The 20,215-nt window shown below is 35.1% G+C and carries 18 protein-coding genes and 1 pseudogene; 14 read left to right on the top strand and 5 right to left on the bottom strand.

Annotated features, from left to right (window positions below):
• Positions 1–101: 101 nt before the first annotated feature.
• The 4 genes from D5R40_RS04240 to D5R40_RS04225 all read right to left on the bottom strand — a co-directional run bounded on the left by D5R40_RS04240 (position 102) and on the right by D5R40_RS04225 (position 5,708).
• Positions 102–1,670, bottom strand: coding sequence for an aminotransferase class I/II-fold pyridoxal phosphate-dependent enzyme (locus D5R40_RS04240; RefSeq protein ID WP_124146262.1), 1,569 nt, complete (start codon positions 1,668–1,670; stop codon positions 102–104).
• Between the two features lie 642 nt (positions 1,671–2,312).
• Positions 2,313–3,122 carry a ParB N-terminal domain-containing protein gene (locus D5R40_RS04235; RefSeq protein WP_205127601.1) on the bottom strand — a complete coding sequence of 270 codons (810 nt, stop codon included), beginning with the start codon at positions 3,120–3,122 and terminating at the stop codon, positions 2,313–2,315.
• A 624-nt stretch (positions 3,123–3,746) separates the two neighbouring features.
• Positions 3,747–5,129, bottom strand: coding sequence for an AAA family ATPase (locus tag D5R40_RS04230; protein WP_124146263.1), 1,383 nt, complete (start codon positions 5,127–5,129; stop codon positions 3,747–3,749).
• Positions 5,130–5,213: 84 nt separating this feature from the next.
• Positions 5,214–5,708, bottom strand: a complete 495-nt coding sequence (locus tag D5R40_RS04225) for a hypothetical protein (protein WP_192901165.1) — start codon at positions 5,706–5,708, stop codon at positions 5,214–5,216.
• A gap of 788 nt (positions 5,709–6,496) precedes the next feature.
• Here D5R40_RS04225 and ychF point away from each other — a divergent pair.
• From ychF to D5R40_RS41855, 14 genes are all read left to right on the top strand, one after another.
• Complete coding sequence (gene ychF, locus D5R40_RS04220; protein WP_124146264.1) at positions 6,497–7,588, top strand: redox-regulated ATPase YchF; 1,092 nt, start codon at positions 6,497–6,499, stop codon at positions 7,586–7,588.
• A 26-nt stretch (positions 7,589–7,614) separates the two neighbouring features.
• Positions 7,615–7,986: a phage holin family protein gene (locus tag D5R40_RS04215; RefSeq protein ID WP_124146265.1), complete on the top strand. Its 372-nt coding sequence runs from the start codon at positions 7,615–7,617 to the stop codon at positions 7,984–7,986.
• A 445-nt stretch (positions 7,987–8,431) separates the two neighbouring features.
• Positions 8,432–8,698 (top strand): adenylate/guanylate cyclase domain-containing protein, encoded by a 267-nt coding sequence (locus D5R40_RS04210; RefSeq protein ID WP_240039085.1) that lies wholly within the window; start codon positions 8,432–8,434, stop codon positions 8,696–8,698.
• Between the two features lie 47 nt (positions 8,699–8,745).
• A complete protein-coding gene (locus D5R40_RS04205; RefSeq protein ID WP_124146267.1) occupies positions 8,746–8,949 on the top strand; it encodes a hypothetical protein in 204 nt (67 codons plus the stop codon).
• A 779-nt stretch (positions 8,950–9,728) separates the two neighbouring features.
• Entirely contained in the window at positions 9,729–10,826 is a 1,098-nt protein-coding gene (locus tag D5R40_RS04200; RefSeq protein ID WP_124146268.1) for a mechanosensitive ion channel family protein, read from the top strand.
• Between the two features lie 6 nt (positions 10,827–10,832).
• On the top strand, positions 10,833–11,954 hold the full coding sequence (locus D5R40_RS04195) for a mechanosensitive ion channel family protein (protein ID WP_124146269.1): 1,122 nt from the start codon (positions 10,833–10,835) through the stop codon (positions 11,952–11,954).
• Between the two features lie 58 nt (positions 11,955–12,012).
• On the top strand, positions 12,013–12,513 hold the full coding sequence (locus tag D5R40_RS04190) for a 6-pyruvoyl trahydropterin synthase family protein (protein ID WP_124146270.1): 501 nt from the start codon (positions 12,013–12,015) through the stop codon (positions 12,511–12,513).
• A complete protein-coding gene (locus D5R40_RS04185) occupies positions 12,510–13,217 on the top strand; it encodes an SDR family oxidoreductase (RefSeq protein WP_124146271.1) in 708 nt (235 codons plus the stop codon). Before D5R40_RS04190 ends, D5R40_RS04185 begins: the two co-directional genes overlap by 4 nt.
• Positions 13,218–13,404: 187 nt before the next feature.
• Positions 13,405–13,539: a hypothetical protein gene (locus D5R40_RS40760; protein WP_282433603.1), complete on the top strand. Its 135-nt coding sequence runs from the start codon at positions 13,405–13,407 to the stop codon at positions 13,537–13,539.
• A 292-nt stretch (positions 13,540–13,831) separates the two neighbouring features.
• Positions 13,832–14,134: a hypothetical protein gene (locus D5R40_RS04175; RefSeq protein ID WP_124146272.1), complete on the top strand. Its 303-nt coding sequence runs from the start codon at positions 13,832–13,834 to the stop codon at positions 14,132–14,134.
• A gap of 295 nt (positions 14,135–14,429) precedes the next feature.
• Positions 14,430–14,606 (top strand): zinc ribbon domain-containing protein, encoded by a 177-nt coding sequence (locus tag D5R40_RS37345; protein WP_205127462.1) that lies wholly within the window; start codon positions 14,430–14,432, stop codon positions 14,604–14,606.
• Positions 14,607–14,880: 274 nt separating this feature from the next.
• The gene (locus D5R40_RS04160; protein WP_124146274.1) at positions 14,881–15,618 is read left to right on the top strand and encodes a class I SAM-dependent methyltransferase; all 738 of its coding nucleotides are present in this window, start codon (positions 14,881–14,883) and stop codon (positions 15,616–15,618) included.
• A 436-nt stretch (positions 15,619–16,054) separates the two neighbouring features.
• Positions 16,055–16,954, top strand: a complete 900-nt coding sequence (locus tag D5R40_RS04155) for a glycosyltransferase (RefSeq protein WP_339379415.1) — start codon at positions 16,055–16,057, stop codon at positions 16,952–16,954.
• Complete coding sequence (locus D5R40_RS41855; RefSeq protein ID WP_339379417.1) at positions 16,935–17,240, top strand: glycosyltransferase; 306 nt, start codon at positions 16,935–16,937, stop codon at positions 17,238–17,240. The genes D5R40_RS04155 and D5R40_RS41855 overlap by 20 nt, the downstream gene beginning before the upstream one ends.
• Positions 17,241–18,281: 1,041 nt before the next feature.
• On the opposite strand, the pseudogene D5R40_RS04150 reads toward D5R40_RS41855, so the two are convergent.
• Positions 18,282–18,969: pseudogene (locus tag D5R40_RS04150) on the bottom strand (IS1 family transposase).
• Positions 18,970–20,215: the final 1,246 nt, after the last annotated feature.

Raw genomic sequence — 20,215 nt, 5'->3', positions numbered from 1 at the left:
TAATTAGTCATCATAAAAAAGTCTTCTCTGATAAATTTCTCCCTGTTCCCTGTTCCCTATTCCCTATTCCCTATTCCCTAGAGAAGAGACATGATATAAGACTAAAATCTACACACTTTAATACTTTTAAGAGTGGGGTCACTACACCCTGTTATTATCCCACTCAATGCCCGGACTTGTTCAAGTATTTTCAAATGCTGTTGCGCAATAATTTCACCAGGCATTAATACTGGAATACCTGGTGGATAGGGACAAATAAGTTCAGCACTGATACAACCTAAAGATTTTTCTATGGGTAAATAATCTTTCTGGGCAAAGAAGGCATCTCTGGGAGATAAAGGAATTGAGGAATCAATTAAATAATCGTCAATTTCTGTCTTAAAGTCGGTGAACTTGTTAAATTTATTTCTACAATCTTGCTCTGCTAAATTTACTAGAGCATCTATTAACTGCTCAATATCTGCCTTTGTATTTCCCAGAGAAATAATGAATGTCAGACTTTTGAAACTTGGTAACTCACAGGTAACACCTAATTTCTGATGCAAAATTTCATCAGCTTCATACCCGCTCAAACCAATATCAGAGACTTTTATTGTTAATCTGGTTTGGTCAAGAGCAAAAAATCCAGAATTGATATAACTTTCATCAAATTTTCTGCCTTTTATCAAGAAAGGTAATCTTTTCCTCTCATTAGTTAATAAGTCTGAATTTCCTGGCGAGCTAGTCAAGCTTCTTATTTCTTTGTCAAATATAGAAAAATTTGGCAGTTGACTAATTCTATTTCTAGCATCCCTAGCTAATTCTAAAGTCTGACTCATTAGTTCTTGACCAAGCAAAGCCATTTGTTGGCGGGCAGCATCGAGAGATGCCAAAAGTAAATAATTTGGACTACTAGACTGTAGCATTTGTAAGGCTTGGTTGAGTCGGTAGGAGTCTATGCGTTTACTGCCCAGATGCAACATTGATGCTTGAGTCATTGCCCCCAATACTTTATGAATGGATTGTACTGTTAAATCTGCTCCACCTACTAATGCTGGAGTTGGTAATTCTGGATGAAAAGCAAAATGTGGACCGTGAGCTTCATCTACTAATAAGGGAATATTATATTTGTGGACTTCTTGGGCGATCGCTGCAATATCTCCACAGACACCATGATAGGTAGGATAAATTACCATCACTGCTTTGGTGTCTGGATGTTTTGCTAAGGTTTGGGCAATAGATTTAGGAGTGACACTGAGAGTAATATCCCAATCTGAATCATATTCAGGATTGATAAAAATGGGAATTGCTCCAGATATAATTAGCCCAGAGACTACTGACTGATGAATATTCCGAGGCAAAATAATTTTGTCTCCATTTCCACAAGTGGCTAGTATTCCAGCGATAATTCCTGTAGTTGAACCGTTGACTAGAAATCTGGTTTGTAATGCTCCAAAAGTTTCTGCTGCTAATTCTTGAGCTTCTTTAATTACACTTTCTGGAGCAAATAAGTTATCCAATTCTGGTAATTCTGGTAAGTCTGCTAGAAATACTTTTTTACCTAATAAGTCATTAAGTGGTTGTGGAATGCCTTTTCCTAGTTTGTGTCCTGGTGCGTAGAAAGGAGCATGAGATTTTTGGGTAAGATTTTTGAGAGTTTGAATTATTGGTGCTTTGGTTTGGTCAAGCATTGTAATGTCGTTTCACTAAAGTCAGAAGTCAAAAGTCAGAAGTCAGAAGTGATATTTTAGGTACTTAGGGTTTGCTGAAAAAGTATGCATGGCAGGGGTATGAGTCAGGAGTAATGGAGAATTTAGAGGAGGTAGTCGGATATATTTGTCTCTTTATTTTTTTGCCGTAGTGAGCCTTTAATCCTAGCTTTTTGGTCGCTCAAGCTTAAAAAGTTGCACTCTTTTTCGTTCTAAAAAGGCACTTACTTTTATCTGTAAAGGCTTTTAGATTTAGATCGGTAAGTCCTACTTAAAACCTTTACTCTACAGTAATTTCAGCTTATTATTTTAATTCATCAATTACCAACTATTTGTGACATTTTTTAAGTTAATTTCTATAACTTTTCTATACTTTAGGAGCTTTGATTAATTTTCCTGTAGAGGTAGCTACAAAACTTTCTATTTCTGCATCAATATTGAATAGCGAATTAGAGAAAAAAAGGAATAGGAAATAACCTTGTCTTCAATCCAAATATTTCAGTCTCTGATTAGACATCTCCAATTTTGATAGTTAAAAACGAAAAATCAAGCTTTTCAAACACATTTTACTTAAACAAATAAACTTGTTAAAAATAGTTGGATAGGTTCTTCAATTCTTTCCCCCTACTGACTACTGCCTACTCCCTCTTTTCTTAAATAAAATACCTCTTTTAAAACATTAATCTTAGCTTTTCCAATTCCACATTTTAATTTTGTAATTGCTTCTAAGCTTTTCCAATTTTGACGTGGAGCTTCAGCAATAAGTTCTGTCGCTTTTACTAATTCAACTTGTTTTAGTTGACTATTTGGCTTTTCGATTAAATATTTAAGTGCTGCTTGAATTTCATCTTTTGTGGCAGTGGAAAGATTTACTTTCTCTGGTTCGGGTATTGGTTGGGGAGTCAGATAAAATACTTCTTTTAAAGCTTTGACTTTAGCCATCGTAATTCCACACTTTAATTTTGTAATAGGTTTAAAATCTTTCCAATATTGACGTGGTGCTTCATCAATACGATTTGTGGCTACTGCTAGTTTCACTCCTTTAAGTTGACTGTCTGGTTTTTCAATTAAGTATTGAAGTGCTATTTTAATTTCGTCTCTCGTGGCGGTTGAAAGATTTATTTGTGGTATTTTTTCCCCAGACAAAATTTTGCTAATTTTTTCAGTTTCTTCACTTTCATCAGCAATAACACACCAAACTTTTTCTAAACCAGCAGCTTCAGCTACGGCAAAAATAAAGGAGTTACCAATTACTTCATATTTATCCTCTTCAACTTCTTTCACAATTACAGGTATCCAGTTTCGCCCCCCACTTTCACTGAGAAATTTTGCCGTTGCTGAGATTAGAAATTCTGGGGCATCTATTCCATCCCCCGGTTCAATTTCATCAATATACAGATGTATCAACTTACCAACATTACTGAAATTACTCATTGTAGGAAATACTCCTTAACCAAATCTATATAATATGTGGGAAAATCAAAGAATTAATCAATGACTTGATATTGCTCTTCTCCCACTTTTTTTCACAATGACAGGTATCCAGTTCAAAAAAACAACAAGTTAGTAACGAAAAGTAAATTTGCCAAAAACTCTCTTCCCTTCTGCCCTCTGCCTCCTGCCTTTTCATAACGATAATTTTCAACACCGACCTACTTATCAGCATTTCAGTACTCAGCGAATCAGCGCACTAAAAGCTTGGGTTTAACTGTGCGACCCCTCCACTACAAGCTAGAAGTCGGGCATTTAAACCCAAGCTTTTAGTGCGCTGATTCGCTGAGTACTGAAATGCTGATAAGTATTCAGCGAATCAGCGCACTAAAAGCTTGGGTTTAAATGCCCGACTTCTAGCTTGTAGTTGAGGGGTCGCACATTTAAACCCAAGCTTTTAGTGCGCTGATTCGCTGAGTACTGAAATGCTGATAAGTAGGTCGGTGTTGAAAATTATCGTTATGAAAAGGCAGGAGGCAGAGGGCAGAAGGGAAGAGAGTTTTTGGCAAATTTACTTTTCGTTACTAACTTGTTGTTTTTTTGAACTGTTCTACTTACTCAAATTACTCATTGTAGAAAATACTCCTTAACCAAATTTATATAATATCCCTTAGCTATTTTATCTTTGTAAACAGCAGGTATATGAGAAAAAGCAGAATTTGCAATAGAAGCATAATTAGGAAGTTCAAATATATCTGTATTTTTGTTTGCTGCTGTATAGCGGGGATAAAAATATGGTCTAAGGGCAAATTGATGATTTGAATTTTCTTGAGCTTCTCTAATCAGTTTATTGATATGCAATTTAGCACCTTTCTTTTGAGCGTCCGTCATTTTCTCACCATTAAAAAAAATCGGTAGAGCTACTGGTCCGAAATCTTCATTTTTTCTTCTTGCTGCATCTTTTATTCTTGCTTTTTGAACTGCTGGAATATATTCTTTAATAGCTATAGCTGCATTTTCTAGGGAAAATAAGTTGTTATGTTTTGCTGGAATTAGCACTACATCTGCTGCATAAACAGCACTAACACTAAATATTCGCCAGTTGGGAGGAGCATCAATGAAGATATAATCATAGCTATTTTTTAGTGTGTCTAATAATTTGCTTAATCTATCAAAGGTAATTTTTTGCGCAACATCGTCCCAATCGCCAAGTTTTCCATGTACTGGAATGACATCAAAACCAAATGATTTTTTTGATTTTTTACTATTAAGTTTGTAGGGATAAATGACATCTGTGACATTAATATTTTTATCTACTAAACAATCATAAAAAGTAGGTGTACCTGGTTTTATTGCTAGAGAATTTGTCAGGTCTCTTTGATTAGGGTCAAAATCAACAATCAAAACTTTCTTATTATACAGAGATAAGGTTGCTGCTGTATTAACTGTAGTTGTTGTTTTTCCTACGCCACCCTTATTGTTATAAACTGCTACGGTTAATACTTTTTGTGGCTTATCAATTTTTTCTTTAATTGATGTAGCTATTTTGATGATATTTTCTGGATTAATTTCCAAACAAACTGTCGCCGGATGAATAACTTTTCCATGCTTTCTAAATAATTGAATGTGATTAGCATTGGTAATTATTCCCCACTTAACTGTTTGACAGTTTTCTGCTAACAAATACCGTTTAATTTGCACAACTGTCTTTTGATATTGTGTCGAATCAGGAGTTAAATTAACATTCCGAGCTTTCAATTCTACGAGAATATCTGGATTAGTCTTTGTTTGGGAAAATATATCATTTTCCGTACTATGACGGATAGCATAATCAACAGCATCAGTACCACTTCCTGTAGGAAAAGAAGGTACCTGCTCATTTAGTTCAAAACCTAAAAACTTGAATAATTCAGAAGCAAAAATCTGATTAACTTGAGCTTCAGATGCGTCCTCCGGCAGATTTTTGACCAAAGCATCTACAAGGGCTTGATTTTTCACAGCACTATCCATCTGTCGTTAATTTTTTTGACTTTAACTATCAGCCTATCACGACAAGTATGGCAAAAAATCTCAATTTTATCTACTTACTTACATCTATATATATTTATATGCTCGATTAGCACTAACCGGATTAAAATTCGTATCTACAAATTGCACCGGACTATAAGTATCAATCCACAAATGAGCTCCACATCCAGCCGGGTTGTGAGGTCGATAAACAATTCGACAAGGACCTTTGATTTCTAGCTGATAACCATAGTTATTGTGATTAGTCTGCTTCACAGAAACTACTGGTTTGATATCTTTTAGTGGGTGATTTGCATTGCGCTGAATGATATGCTGATTAACATGAATCATAGTCGGTTTAGTACGCCTCCGCTTACACCAAATACCTTTCGGTCCTCTGGTACCAGGATAAATTACAGGCATTTCATTGTCTTCTGGCCCATAAATGGGAATTTTCCAGAAGCCATTTTCTTTGTAAGCATTTTTCACTCTACCTTGAGCCAATAATATCCGCAAACGTTGACCGGAAATACCCAATAAATATGCTGCTTCTCTAGTTCCAATAATTTTTTCTTGATCCATTGCACAATAGTTTTTTGATATAGAATTTTAATTAATAATCAAAAAATACTTTAACTTAATTTTCTAGCTAAAAACCACTAACTCCACAAAACTTAATCTAGACTTTCTATGTAAATAAATTTTTGAAAATTTATTATTTAACAAGATAAGGAAAATAATTCTTTCAGTTTATTTGGTTGCTGATCATATTCTGCATCCCTATTGCGATCGCTCTTACTATTGAACAATAAGTATAGCAATGTGCGCTGGCATATTTACACATTATTTTTTGTACACCTTTTCCCTTACTGCACTTTGAGCTAGACATTGTAAATACCTGAGCGCTCATTGCTATATTTGAGATTATTCAATTTTTATTTTGATAAACTGTTTTTCTACACTGCAAAACTTATGGCTTATTTACCTAGCGGGACTTTAGCAAAAAATACCTTAAAAATCGTTTTAAATCCTTGCTGTGTAATGCTTTAAGGTCAAAATAGCCTATTTATTGTACAAGCTAGATTTGAGCCATTTTTAGCCAGAGCAACGAAAACACGTTGCTACCGTTGAGTTTGAAGCCATTTTCAGCCTAAAAAATATCAAAGTCCCGCTAGCTCCTCCTCATTTAACAAAAAAGGCAAACTAGGTTTTTTTATTTTTTGATTCTTGATTTTAAGTGAAACTTGAGGTTAGAAATCAAGATTCTTCTTTCCTTCTGCTATCCTAATCTAAATAGGCAGTTATACAGTAACCCTACCTGTAATTTCTTTAATTTTTAACTTTTTACTTTTAATTTTTGACTTAAATTTATGCTCAGAGCTGGAATTGTCGGACTACCCAACGTCGGAAAATCTACCTTATTTAACGCTTTGGTTGCTAATGCTAAAGCGGAAGCTGCTAACTTTCCATTTTGCACAATTGAACCCAATGTTGGTGTGGTGTCGGTGCCAGATGAGCGGTTAAATGTGCTGACTAAAATTTCTAATTCTGCTCAAACTATTCCTACTAGAATTGAGTTTGTTGATATTGCTGGTTTAGTAAAAGGTGCTAGTAAAGGAGAAGGCTTAGGTAATCAATTTTTATCTAATATTCGAGAGGTTGATGCTATTGTTCAGGTAGTCCGTTGTTTTGATAGTGAGGATATTATTCATGTTTCTGGTTCTGTCGATCCAGTGCGAGATATTGAGGTAATTAATTTAGAATTGGCTTTGTCCGATTTAGCTCAAGTTGAGCGCCGAATTGAGCGGACTAAAAAACAAGCTCGTACCAGTAAAGATGCTCAGGCAGAGTTGGAAGTTTTGACAAAATTAGAGGGGATTTTAAATGAAGGTAAGTCGGTGAGAATGGCTGACTTAAATGAAGAAGAATTTCTGTTAATTAAGCCTTTAAATCTGTTAACTTCTAAGCCCATAATTTATGCCACTAATGTGTCTGAGGATGATTTGGCTAGTGGGAATGATTGGGTTGAAAAAGTCCGCAATATTGCTGCGGTGGAAAATGCTCAAGTTGTGATAATTTCAGCTCAGGTAGAATCAGAATTAATTGAGTTACCGGAGGAAGAAAGAGCTGATTATTTAGAATCTTTAGGAGTAGAAGAAGGTGGGTTGAAATCTCTGATTAAGGCAACTTATGAATTGTTGGGATTGCGTACTTATTTTACTACTGGAGAAAAAGAAACCAAAGCTTGGACGATTAAGGCTGGAATGTTAGCTCCTCAAGCTGCTGGTGTAATTCATACTGATTTTGAAAGAGGTTTTATTCGAGCAGAAACAATTGCCTATAATGATTTAGTAGCTACTGGTTCAATGACTGCTGCTAAAGAAAAGGGTCTGATGAGGAGTGAAGGTAAAGATTATGTTGTTAAGGAAGGAGATGTTTTGCTCTTCCGATTTAATGTTTAGATTTCTGTTAATTTAAGGAGAAAAAAATGGCTACTGAAGAGATTGTTAGACTGATTGTTATGTGGTTGATTACTGCTGTTAGTTTGTTTATTATTTCTAAGTTGCCTACTGGGGTAGAAATTGATGATTTTAATATTGCCTTGATTTCTTCGGCGATATTTGGGCTGTTAAATGTATTTGTACGTCCAATTTTAGGAACTTTAGCTTTACCAGTTAATATAATTCTTCCTGGTTTAGTTACTCTAGTTGTTAATCTTGTTATCTTTGGTTTAGCTGCCTGGTTAGTAAGTGGATTTCGACTACGTTGGGGATTTTGGAGTGCGTTAATTGGTTCTTTAGGACTAACTTTTATTAACTCTTTTCTTTATGAGTTACTTAGCAAAGGATTAGTCAGTTAGGCAGCAGTTAAATTATCAAAAATTGTGGGTAATTTTAGGTTTCTTGAAAATTGATATCTAGTAAATTACCCACTTTTGCTGTAGAGAAGTAGGGAGTAGGCAACTACTAATTATAGTCATTCTGAATAAGACTGGAAAACTTTTTTAGCTGAAACTCTTTCAAGGCAAGAAACCCTTGTCTCAATCTTAACTGGAATGACTATATATCTACCTTCTCTACCATTAGTTTCATATCTAAGCCTTACCTACAGTGCATCAATTAGACAGAGTTTTAATTCCTCTACCAGGATTATCAATTCCATTATTCTGAGTATTAGTTTTATTTCTGAGCGTTTGAACGAGTTTGATTTTATAGTAAAAACCTAATTATATTAAGCCCAGCTTCTCAAAGTAGAGTTATAATTTTTCTCTGTTATCCATTTCTTCACTTCTGTTGTTAAATATTTTGCTTAAACCTATTGCAGAAAAATTAAAGGAAGAACAGGAAAATATTGCTGAAAGTTTTGCCGAAGTAACTATTTTGTTTGCTGATTTAGTAGGTTTTACTCAGTTATCAGAAAATATTCCTCCTACGCAGTTAGTTAATTTACTTAATGAAATATTTTCTTGTTTTGATGAGTTGACTGATAAATATTATTTGGAAAAAATTCAAACTAATAGAGCTTATGATAATATTGAAAGTCAAATGATGACTGCTGAAGTGGATAACTAGAAAAAGTTATCTGCTATAAAATAACTAAACTACCAGAGGAAAATAGGATGGAAAACACTGTAAATTGTGCAGAAGCTTGTGTTAATGGATGTGTTTTAGGTGACAAATGCCCGAATCAGGAATATGTAAAAGAAACATCAAAGTTTATTGATGATACTCCCTTAGATAAAATGTTGGAAATAGCTGAAGAAGCAGTTATGAAGAAAAGAATGGCTCCTCCTAAATGGGTAATTCCTGAGTTTCCTGAGTAAAAATAATATGAAATTAAAAACGATAGTGTTCAGCACCTCTGACACGATCGCCAACTTTTTAATTAATTTAATTAATTAATAGACATCTGGTGGAAAATAAATAAATCTTTTAATTAGATCAGCTAAGGAAAGAAAAATTTACCCTAAAAAATCCTTTTTAGTGCCTTCGCGCGTAAAAATATCTTACCTGTTGCCTGTTGCCTTTCGGAGCTGTTGCCTACTCCTGCAAAAAATCTATATCTTTTTCACGCCTAGGTCTAATCAATAATATAATTTAGGCGATCGCTATTTTCTCAGACTAAATCCTCTTTCCTCTTAAATTACTTGAATCAAGTCTTTTCAAGCTATACATAAAAAAGATATAAACGGGTTAAAATCAGTGAATAATCCACTGATTTTAACCTCGATAAAACTTAAATTTAAACAGACAATAATTTTAGTTGTTCAAGTAAACTGGGTGATACATTCGAGTTTACTGAGACTATGTTCAAAGAAATTAAATTCTTTGATTAAAGAGGATTTGGCGATTATTTATATAAGTAGCTTATCATAACCGAATTTAGCATAAATCAAAATTTTAAAAATTTTACTGAGACTATGTTCAAAGAAATTAAATTCTTTGATTAAAGAGAATTTGGCGATTATTTATATAAGTAGCTTATCATAACCGAATTTAGCATAAATCAAAATTTTAAAAATTTTAGAGTATAATAAAAAAATCAACTAAGAGATAAAAATTAAATCAAATTCAGAAAATTATTTTCAAATAAAGATTGTTTATGACCGAAACTATTCAAATTCCTGAACAAATAGTAATAGATCTTAGTAAAATCCTGCAAATATTTGCCATCGCAGTCATAGGAATAGTCGTAGTTATCGTAATTCGCAAACTGCCTGAATTAATAGAGAGGATTATATCTACAGAAATTTCCGAAGCATATAAAATTATAATATCTCCAAATAAATCACTAATTGGAGTAGTAATTGCCATAGCCATATCTGAGATAACTCTTCTGGCTGTTACACCATATTCTCAGGTATATATTATAGAAATTACTCTGAGTTTAATTTTAACTATCACAACTACTTGGCTAGGTTCTCAATTTGCTAAAAAGTTTTTTGATGTTTATTTAATAGAAGCAGCATTTAGAAGCGATCAAAAAGCTAATAGTGACTTATTTGTAGTAGGTAAATTTATTGCTAACTTTATCATTCTTGTATTAGCTATTATCATTTTTGCTCAGACTCACCAAGTGAATGTATTTGGTATTATTGCTAGTCTAGGAGTAGGAGGTGTAGCAGTTGCTTTTGCTGCTCAAAATACTTTAAGTCAATTACTTGGTGGTATCGTACTTTATGTAGATAGACCTTTTGTAGTAGATGATTATATTGGTCTCCCAGATGGTACTTTTGGTAGGGTAGAATCAATTGGTTTACGCTCTACTAAAATCCGTTCTTCTGGTAAAGGTACATTAATTATTATTCCTAATAATTCTCTGACACAGGTAAATATTGAAAACTTTACCGCAGCCAAGAAAGTTATGTCGATTCTATACTTAACTTTTTATCGTCAGGTAGATATTGAAGAACAAGCATTAATACGTCAAGTTATCTTAGCAAGTACAAGTGATGTATTTGGCATAGAGCCTCGTAATACTGATATTACCTTTAAAAATTCACAGAATTCTAACTTACAAGATATAACTCAAGCCCAGATTACATTTTTTATTTTAGGTTCTGGTAAAGTATCTATGGATTTGCGTCGTCAAATGTTGGATAATGCTAGCCAAAGAATTACTTTGAAACTTAAGGAATATGGTATTGCTTTTGATATAGAGCAACCTAGTATCTATGTTGATTCACCAATTACAGTTTAATTGATTATGTTTTTTTCAAATATAATTAACAAGGTCAATCAGCTATCTGTTTTTTTGCAAGGTTCTAGCATTCCTCACTATCTAATTTTTTTTGTATTTGCCCTGGGAGCTGTATTGATAGGAAAATATACACCAGGAATAGTGCAATTAATTATTAATAAGTTTTTGCCTAGTTCAAGCAAAGAAATTACTAACAACTTTATTAGTCCACTGACAAAACCTTTCCAAGTTGCAGGAACATTTATATTAATTTCTCTATCCTCAGTTTGGTTAGAAGAATACAAAGCATTATACAATTTCTTTAATCCTTTAATAGTTCTTGTTGTAGTGATTAGTATTGCCTGGTTAGCTTCCCGTTTATTTCAGCAAGTACTCAGGATATATGGCATTGAAATTATTCGTAAATCTGGCTTAGAAGCTGATGAGTTACTCTTAGTATTTGAGACTATAGTAAATGTAGTAATCGGATTTATTGCCACAATAGGTTATGCTCAAAGTCAAAGATTTCCATTAACAGGTTTGTTAGCTGGAGTATCTATTGGTGGTGTCGCTATTAGTTTTGCTGCTTCCAAAACTTTGGAGCAATTGTTTGGTACTGTTGTATTGTATTTAGACCGTCCTTTTATTCCTGGAGATTATATTCGTTGCTCATTAGGAGAAGGTGAGATGTATGGCAGAGTAGAATCTATTGGTTTGCGGTCTACAAAAATTAGGAAAGCCGCCACGGGTACACTATATATTGTTCCTAATAACCAATTAGCCAATGCAGGAATTGAGAATATTACCCGTGGTAAAAAAGTGATGGTTTTATTATATTTAGACTTTACCAAGAAACTGATAGAACGAGAAAAAGCTCTAGTTCAGCAAGTGGTTAAAAATAGTACAGATTCAGTATTTGGTATTGACCCAGGAAGTACAAAAATAGCAGTATTTGACCATGAACATACAGATAAATGTCGGGCGAGGATAACTTTCTTTATTCTCGGTTCTAGTGAAAATTCTATCCAATTAAGAAAGCGACTTTTGGAAGTTGCTAATCAAAATATTTCTAAGGAGCTGAAAAATTTTGGCATTGAATTTTATCTACAAGAACCAAATATTTATGTTGATTCCCCAATGACTATTTAATTTCCTGTATTTTCTTCATTCCTATTTCTTTTAGGATTTATATAACTGTGCATTTTCTATGAAAAAACGACTGACTAAAATTGAATTATTTAAGCAAGCAATGAACTTTTCAGCAGGTCACTTCACTATATTTTCAGATAGTGAAAGAGAAAATCTGCACGGTCATAGTTTTTCTGTATATGTCATGTTCGAGGCTGAAGTGACAAACAATGGCATGACCTTTGACTATGGTATTTACAAAGAAATTATCCTTAATATTTGTCAATTTCTTGATGAAGTTTTTCTACTGCCATTAAAAAATCCTTATCTCAAAATAGAAGAATTCGATGAATATATCTATGCTTTGTTCAATGGTGGTAAAGAGAAAATACCATTTCTTAAACGAGATGTAAAGTTGCTTCCGGTGCGAAATATTACTGTAGAGGAGCTTTCTCATTGGTTTTTGCAACAATTACTTGTTAATGTACAAGAAAATCAAGAGCATTTGATTCAAACAATAGAAGTTAAAATATTCTCTGGTCCTGGTCAGTCAGGTAGCAGTTTTTGGAGTAAAAAATGAGCAAAAAATATTTGGTTATAACTGGTGGAAGTCGTGGCATAGGATTGGCAACAGCTAAACTATTTCTGGAACAGGAATTTCAGGTTATTAACCTTTCTAGAAATTTATGTCCGTTGCCAGATGTAGTTAATATTCAGATAGATTTAGCTGCAAAAGGTTTTGAGGAAAATTTGAAACAAGAGTTACTACCTAAATTAGAATATTCTGAAAGGGTGATTTTAGTTCACAATGCTGCCCGCTTAGATAAGGATAATGTAGAAAATATTCAAGCCAATAATTTACGAGATATCTTGGAAATTAATATGGTTGCTCCAACTATATTGAATCAGATAGTCATGCCAAAAATGTCAAAGGGGTCTGCTATTATTTATGTGGGTTCCACTCTCTCAGAAAAGGCGGTGCCTGGTGCCTTTAGTTATGTCACTTCTAAACACGCAGCAGTGGGGTTAATGCGAGCCACTTGTCAGGATTTAATAGATCGAGGTATTCATACAGCTTGTGTTTGTCCTGGTTTTACCGATACCCCAATGTTACGAAATCATCTTAATCATGATGAGACAATTATTGAGCAGATAAAAACTATGAATGCTCAAAATCGTTTAATCGAAGCTTCAGAGATTGCACAAACCATTTATTTTGCAGCGACTAACCCAGTTATTAATGGTGCAATAATCCATGCAAATATGGGGCAAAAAGAGAGATAAAAAGATGGCAGCTACTCAACTTAATCACTATCTGATTAGTCATTGAGTTGATAAGGACTTGTAACTGTTACCTATAATCTGGTATTATCTATAATAGTCTCCGATTATCTGTTTTATGCTACTAGGATTCAAAACTGAGTAGCAACCCACAAATCAACAAAAAACATTACTTGCCCAACACGCTGGTGTGGGTCGTCATGCCTGTAATTGTGGATTATGGCTGACTAGAAACATCCTTAATCACAATTCTATTAATCCTGATAGCAAAATTAAATTTCCTACTGCTATTGACTTGGCCTTTGCTTTTGGTAGCAATGGTTAAACCTCAAAACTATTGGTACTACGAAGTGTCTAAAACAGCACCTCAATATGCTTTGAAATATTTGTCATCAGCTTGGAAGCGTTACTTTAAGAAAGTCTCTGGTTAGCCTAAATTCAAGAAAAAAGGCAAAGATGATAGTTTTCCTACGGAATGCTACGCAAACACTTTAGATGGTTCAATACCCACCCCCATCCCCTCCTGGGAGGGGAGCAAGAGAGGTGGGTCAGATAAAATTACCTAGAATTGGGGGTTGCACATTATAGAATGATATTGCCAAAAATTAGTTTAGACTTTGACTAAAAAAAAACCATTAATTAATCATTCTAGCAATTATCAAATCCAAAATCTTGTTCATCAAAAATATAAAATCATTCGTCACTGTGCAACGCCTAGAATTGGATGGGTTAAAACTTTTGAGATCTTGCCAGATAATGTCAATCTGTCGTCTGTAACTATTAGTAGAAAAGCTAACCGCTGGTTCATTAGTTTCAAGATTAAAACAGAACCTCAAATTAGTGAGAATTCAGTAGATGTAGTTAGTGTAGATTTAGGAGTAAAAACCTTAGCAACATTATCACTATTGCGAAATGTTTGATGGTGCTAAATCGAAAAAAAAAGTTAGAATTATTACTATCACGACTGCAATACCTTAACAGGTATAAAACCAAGTTTTCCAATAACTGGAAAAAAGCACAGCTAAAAATAGCTAGACTACACAGTAAAATAGCTAATATTCGTAAAGATACATTGCATAAACGTGCCTACTTATTTGGCTCTTAACTACAACCCACCCCCATCCCCTGCTGGGAGGGGAGCAAGAGTGGTGGGTGAAGATCTGAATGTATCAGGAATGATGGCCAACTATAAGCTAGCTAAGTCTGCCCTAGTCTATGGGTTTTTATGAGTTTCGTAGACAGCTAGAGTACAAATGTCAACTGTACGGCTCTAAATTAACCATTGTTGATAGATGGTTTCCTAGTTCTAAAACCTGCTCTAACTGTGGAACTGAATTGCGAGTCTTTGTTTTTATCAGACTGTTTGTTCAATTGCGAACACTGCAATTTTAGCTGCGATCAAGACTTGTTTGCGTTTGCGTAGCATCCCGTAGGGAAGCATTCCGTAGGAAATGCAGCGTTAAATTTAGCTATGGGGGGCAGTGAGAGCTACGCTCCGCGTTCCGCGTTTCGCGCTAGCGTTGCGCAGCAAACGTCCGTGTCAGCTTGTGGACTGGATAACGCCGACGTTGCCAGGTAGAAGCAAGAATAGAACAGATAATTATAGATTATCGTAGGTTTCTAAGAACGGCAACATCAAGTGTACAAAATTCAGGAGTCATTTTCTATGTTAACTGCAGCTAAACCTGAGTTTCTCAAAGCTTATTGGGACAATTCTTTCGATCTGAAAAACCACATCCAGGAGTTTTTGCAGATAGATCGACATACCCTTGAGACTCGAATTCAGGAAAGTAATCAAGCTATGACTAAGTTGGGACAAAACTTTGATTGGGAAATGGCAATCGAATTTTATCGAGACCAAGTCGGAGCAACCTATATCTTAGAATTAGCAGCGTGGCATTTAAAAAGCTGTGATTATATCGGTAATATGCTACATTTAATTGCTGATTTTGCTAAAGGTCGGGTTTTGGATTTTGGTGGGGGGATTGGAACACATTCCTTTGCGGCTGCTTTGTGTCCAAATGTTACCGAAGTTCAGTACTTAGATGTAAATCCGATTAACTGCAATTTTGTTCTGGAGCGCTCCGAAAAATTAGGGTTATCTGACAAAATTCAAGTCACATCAAAATTGGAAATTTATAACTCATTTGACACAATTATGTGTTTTGATGTCATGGAACATTTACCAGACCCAATATCACAGTTAATTGAGTTTCATAAACTTCTGAGTTCTGATGGAAAATTACTAATTAATTGGTATTTTTCTAAGGGTTTTGGCAACGAATATCCTTTTCATTTAGATGATACAGCTATTGTGAAATATTTTTTTCAAACGCTACAATCAAATTTTCTAGAAGTATTTCACCCCCATTTAATCACAACCAGATGTTATCAAAAATTGTGAAGTATTTAAAGAAGTATCTATCTATAAAATATTCCTTAATATCTAAAGGAATCGGGATAATTTAATATATTGAGAGCTTGATACAACCTGGGTTTTTCTAATTTGACTCAGACCCCAATGTTGCTCAATGATTTTCTTGTCTGTTTTATCCCACATTCCGCACGTCATTTTGTAGCATTAAAAGTAGTATGTAAATCCGTAGCTTTGTAAGTATTTATACTATGCAAATCATCTCAATTACTTTTTTCGTCGATCAAATTCTGAGTAAAAAATTTACGCATAAATACTTGCTTGATTAATGACGCAATCACGGCAGCTATGATTTTCTTCTAAAATTCTGTCTCCTGTCTCCTGTCTCCTGACTCCTGATTCTATACTACATTTTGTTGTGCGGAATGTAGGTTTTATGTTCCCTTTGATAATTTAGGCAAAAAAAATGGCAACTGCTCAAGCTAACCTCTTACGATTATTATTTGCTTCTACACCTGTGGGAGCTATTGGTTCAGGTACTGGAGGTGGAGTCGAATTCACATTACAAAATATTGCCCAAGAAATGATTCTCAGAGGACACAAGGTAGATATAGTTGCGCCACAGGGTTCTATAACTAAAGTAGATTGTCCCATTATTGAAATTACCGGAGAACTGCAAGTTAGTATTCAGCAATTAAATCGTGACACCCCCATTTCTATAATCCCTAAATCTGTGCTTACCAGAATGTGGGAATTTATAGGAAAAGAGCAAAATAATTACGATTTGATTGTTAACTTTGCTTATGACTGGCTTCCCTTTTATTTATCTCTATTTTTGAATGTCCCTATTGCCCATCTGGTAAGTATGGGTTCTCTGTCAAAGGCAATGGATGAGATTATAGAAAAAACCAGTATTAGTTTTCCTGGTACTATTGCTGTTCACACAAAAGCTCAGGCAGAAACTTTCTCATTTCCTAGTAGATGTCGAGTTGTGGGAAATGGTATTGACATAAAAAACTATCAATATTGTGATCGACCAAATAATTACTTGGTTTGGGTGGCGCGCATTTCTCCTGAAAAAGGATTGGAAGATGCTGTGGAAGCTGCAAAAAATACTGGTATTCCTTTGAAAATAATGGGTTTGCTTCAGGATAAGTCTTACTGGGAGAGTATCCAGCAAAATTATCCTGATGCGCCAATAGAATATTTAGGGTTTCTACCAATTAAGGAAATGCAGTTAGTGCTGCGACGCAGTCGAGGGTACTTGATGACCCATCGATGGAGTGAAGCATTTGGCATGACTGCCATTCAATCATTAGCTTGTGGTGTGCCTATAATTACCTTTGATGACCCATCGATGGAGTGAAGCATTTGGCATGACTGCCATTCAATCATTAGCTTGTGGTGTGCCTATAATTACCTATAATAAGGGAGGCCCTGCTGAAATTGTGCGTCACGGTCAAACAGGTTGGCTAGTTGAGCCTGGTAATCTAGTGGAATTGGTAAAAGCAATTAACAATCTTGACAAACTTGATCGTTTAGCTTGTCGGCAACAAGCGGAAGCTGAATATTCTATTCAAGTTTATGGAAATCGTATGGAAAATTGGTTCTACGATATTCTGGCTCAGACTAGCTATTCGCTGAGGAGTTAGGAGTTATACCAAGGGTGATAAATATTTGTTGCAAATGGTAGGGACGTTGCATGCAACGTCTGTAGGTCAGAGGGAAGAAGGAAGAAATATTGAAGAAAAATAGAAAAATGATAGAGATAGCTGTCTAAAATTAATTGGAGTAGCTCTTTTTAAGCCAATAAAGTTCAGATAATACTAAAACTCATAAGGTATGGAACCATTAGAGTAGCTCTTGAGCTTACAGAACTGCAAAAAAAATCCTTAACTGAACTGCATTGCTTTTCAACCCTCTCTGATCGAGACGCACCTTCTTGTAGCATTCTTTTTTCAAACTCGCATAACAATATCACGATGGTTAAATATTATCTAACATTGACAGAGCTTTTAATTCCCTGTGCTCATCAGACTTTTTTAAGGATTCAGGTTAATTATCTGTTGAACAATATCAACTAAATAATCCCCAGCAATCTCCCACAGTTCACCATATATACCTACCCAAAAATTGCTATGTCTTCTATCTTTTCTTTGAGCTTCTGTTCATCTATAAATGTAATTTTGAACACCGAATTTTTTGAGAAATTTACCTTGATAAAATCAACCAGTATTAGCAATAGCAAGCAGTGAAATTAAATTAGTCAAACCTTGTACATTACCTAGACTTCCCTCTAGATTATATCCACCTGTTTTACCGAAAAATTGGGGTAGGTGCCTTGCTCTTATAGGGCGACTTTTTATTTGTAAGTGAATTGAATATATGCTAGAGTATTGAATATACGGTAGAGTGTTATAGTTGTCGGGGGGCACTCGGAAACTCTAAACGGACGTTGAGGGAAGCGTCAGACTACCGCCTAGGAAGCAGCACCCTGTGTTGGCGGAGCTATGCGCCACCAAAGCGTCAACCTCCCGAGGAATTAAGGTTCGATAGGAATCCCTGTGCCTTTAGGCCAGAGAGGATGTCAAAGTCTTTAAACATGGCTTCGATGCCCATTCTCCACCGATAAATTTTCAAAACTTCATACAAATTTTTCAGGTTCGTTTATGGTGTTGCACAGTGACGAATGATTAAGGTAATTGAGGGATTTGCTGATGTTTCAAATCATAGATCAGCAAGCGAACTGATTTGCACAACAGATCAATGGACTTGGAGTAGCATAAAGTTTTGCGATGTAACCTAGCGTCCGTAGTGTCTTAAACGCCAATTTTCTCCTTCTACTCTCGTCATTGCTGCGGGTGCTGACCAGGTGATCACAATCCTCGATTAAGCTTGGATTTACCTTGTACCCGTCAGTAATATCAAGAAAACAAGCCCAACCTTGAATCATCTGCCATAATATTGTGAAGGTAACGGCGCAGCGATCGCCTATCACAAACTTGAGAATTCCTGGCATTTGGCTATTTACGACTGTCCAGACCCAAATTTTGTTTTTTTTGAGCCCACAAAAGTTGGCAGTTCATCAAGCGTGAGCAGTTTCAGGAATTTCATAGTTCTCCAAAGCGAATATGTGCTTGGTGCAAGCCGTACCCAGTTAAGCACAGTATTGTGGGAAATACCAGTCACTCTCTCAATGGCTCCCAATCCCATGCCGTTAAGGAACATTTTTATACAAAGCTCTTTAAGATCAGAACTATAGCCGGTAGGACAGGGGTTTGATCGAAATTGACGGCCACAGTCACGGCACAGATAACTCTGTTTTCCCTGACGATGACCATTTTTCACTACTTTATGGCTTTGACAATCAGGACAATCCATCTCTCAATCAAATTCTAGAATATCATTCTCTATTGTGCAACACCTCGTTTATAAGTACCAAGGTTCTTGTCTTGAGTGCGTCTTTCATTCCGAGGATACCAGGGAATTACACACTCGCTTTTTCTACTTTCTGATTATATTTCCCTTTCCAATATGCTCCTAGGTTAAATCTTCCAACACCTTGATTTTGAATAATATTGATCTGGCTCAAAAAAATTTTTGTTCCGGGATATATCTGCAAAGAACTAAGTTTTTCATAGTTTTTCCCAGGTTTTCGATCATAAGTATTCTGTTTTTGTCCAAAAACAAAGTAAATTATTTCAGGTGATTTTTGATTTTTGAGCCAGTGTGATCATTCAACGCCGTGGAATTCACGGTCTCCAATAACTACTAATTCATATTTTTTTAATAAATGTCAAACAGGGTTAATAATTGCCTTTTGTTCTCCTCAGCCTTTTGTTCTCCTCAATTACTGCTGCTCTTTTTCTCTAAAATTTGTCCATAAATAGGTCAGGCTGGTTTTTTGTAGATCACCCCTATTCAAAATATATTATTTTCTTTCCATTGTGTTCTATCTATAGTTAGAATTAACCGACTACCATCCACAAATTCTTGATGAATTATCCTCCTGGTCATGTCGATGCTTTATCAATGGCCAATATTTAGCAAGCGATCGCTTCCAATCATTTGTAACATTCTTTTTTCAAATTGGTATTACCCGGTGGCAAGCTGTCAAAGATGCCAAATGTCCTACTTTTTCTGCGATCTGGGGTAGCAAGTAGGTATAAAATTTTTACCCTTTCTCTATGTTTACCTGTTTTTTGGTCTACAAGCAGCTTTTTTAGGGTCTCTTCTGGCTCAATAATATTAATTTTTAACCCACATTCCGTACGACAAAATGTAGTATGCAAAGATGGTCAAACTTGAGTAAGTATTTAGACTTAAGAAAAAAAAACCTCAAACTGTAAGAGCTGATTTGTAAACTTAGCTAAAAGTCTGATATTACCTAGTTTTTAGCAATTAGGGTAATACTTGATAATAACTCCTCAAACCTAAGTATAGCAAGTGATTCAGCGCCTTAATCTTTACTTGATCAATCAGCTCTAATTCTAGATAATTAAGTGAAGATCAAAAAGAGGAGAAAATGTCAATAGAAGTAACTAATGTAGACCATATTTCAAGCAATTTCTCATGGATTTAATTTGTACGAATGATGGAGATGTCCCATTGTGGATGAGAATTGGTT

This window comes from Okeania hirsuta (genome assembly GCF_003838195.1).
In the GTDB taxonomy this organism is placed as follows: Bacteria; Cyanobacteriota; Cyanobacteriia; order Cyanobacteriales; family Microcoleaceae; genus Okeania; species Okeania hirsuta.
The sequence above is the reverse complement of the archived record's forward strand: the minus strand, read 5'-3'. Positions and strand labels throughout refer to the sequence as shown.

Excerpts from the sequence above, each read along its gene's own strand:
- D5R40_RS04240 (WP_124146262.1), bottom strand. The coding sequence starts at position 1,670 with ATGCTTGACCAAACCAAAGCACCAATAATTCAAACTCTCAAAAATCTT.
- D5R40_RS04235 (WP_205127601.1), bottom strand. The coding sequence starts at position 3,122 with ATGAGTAATTTCAGTAATGTTGGTAAGTTGATACATCTGTATATTGAT.
- D5R40_RS04230 (WP_124146263.1), bottom strand. The coding sequence starts at position 5,129 with ATGGATAGTGCTGTGAAAAATCAAGCCCTTGTAGATGCTTTGGTCAAA.
- D5R40_RS04225 (WP_192901165.1), bottom strand. The coding sequence starts at position 5,708 with ATGGATCAAGAAAAAATTATTGGAACTAGAGAAGCAGCATATTTATTG.
- ychF (WP_124146264.1), top strand. The coding sequence starts at position 6,497 with ATGCTCAGAGCTGGAATTGTCGGACTACCCAACGTCGGAAAATCTACC.
- D5R40_RS04215 (WP_124146265.1), top strand. The coding sequence starts at position 7,615 with ATGGCTACTGAAGAGATTGTTAGACTGATTGTTATGTGGTTGATTACT.
- D5R40_RS04205 (WP_124146267.1), top strand. The coding sequence starts at position 8,746 with ATGGAAAACACTGTAAATTGTGCAGAAGCTTGTGTTAATGGATGTGTT.
- D5R40_RS04200 (WP_124146268.1), top strand. The coding sequence starts at position 9,729 with ATGACCGAAACTATTCAAATTCCTGAACAAATAGTAATAGATCTTAGT.
- D5R40_RS04195 (WP_124146269.1), top strand. The coding sequence starts at position 10,833 with ATGTTTTTTTCAAATATAATTAACAAGGTCAATCAGCTATCTGTTTTT.
- D5R40_RS04190 (WP_124146270.1), top strand. The coding sequence starts at position 12,013 with ATGAAAAAACGACTGACTAAAATTGAATTATTTAAGCAAGCAATGAAC.
- D5R40_RS04185 (WP_124146271.1), top strand. The coding sequence starts at position 12,510 with ATGAGCAAAAAATATTTGGTTATAACTGGTGGAAGTCGTGGCATAGGA.
- D5R40_RS37345 (WP_205127462.1), top strand. The coding sequence starts at position 14,430 with ATGGGTTTTTATGAGTTTCGTAGACAGCTAGAGTACAAATGTCAACTG.
- D5R40_RS04160 (WP_124146274.1), top strand. The coding sequence starts at position 14,881 with ATGTTAACTGCAGCTAAACCTGAGTTTCTCAAAGCTTATTGGGACAAT.
- D5R40_RS04155 (WP_339379415.1), top strand. The coding sequence starts at position 16,055 with ATGGCAACTGCTCAAGCTAACCTCTTACGATTATTATTTGCTTCTACA.
- D5R40_RS41855 (WP_339379417.1), top strand. The coding sequence starts at position 16,935 with ATGACCCATCGATGGAGTGAAGCATTTGGCATGACTGCCATTCAATCA.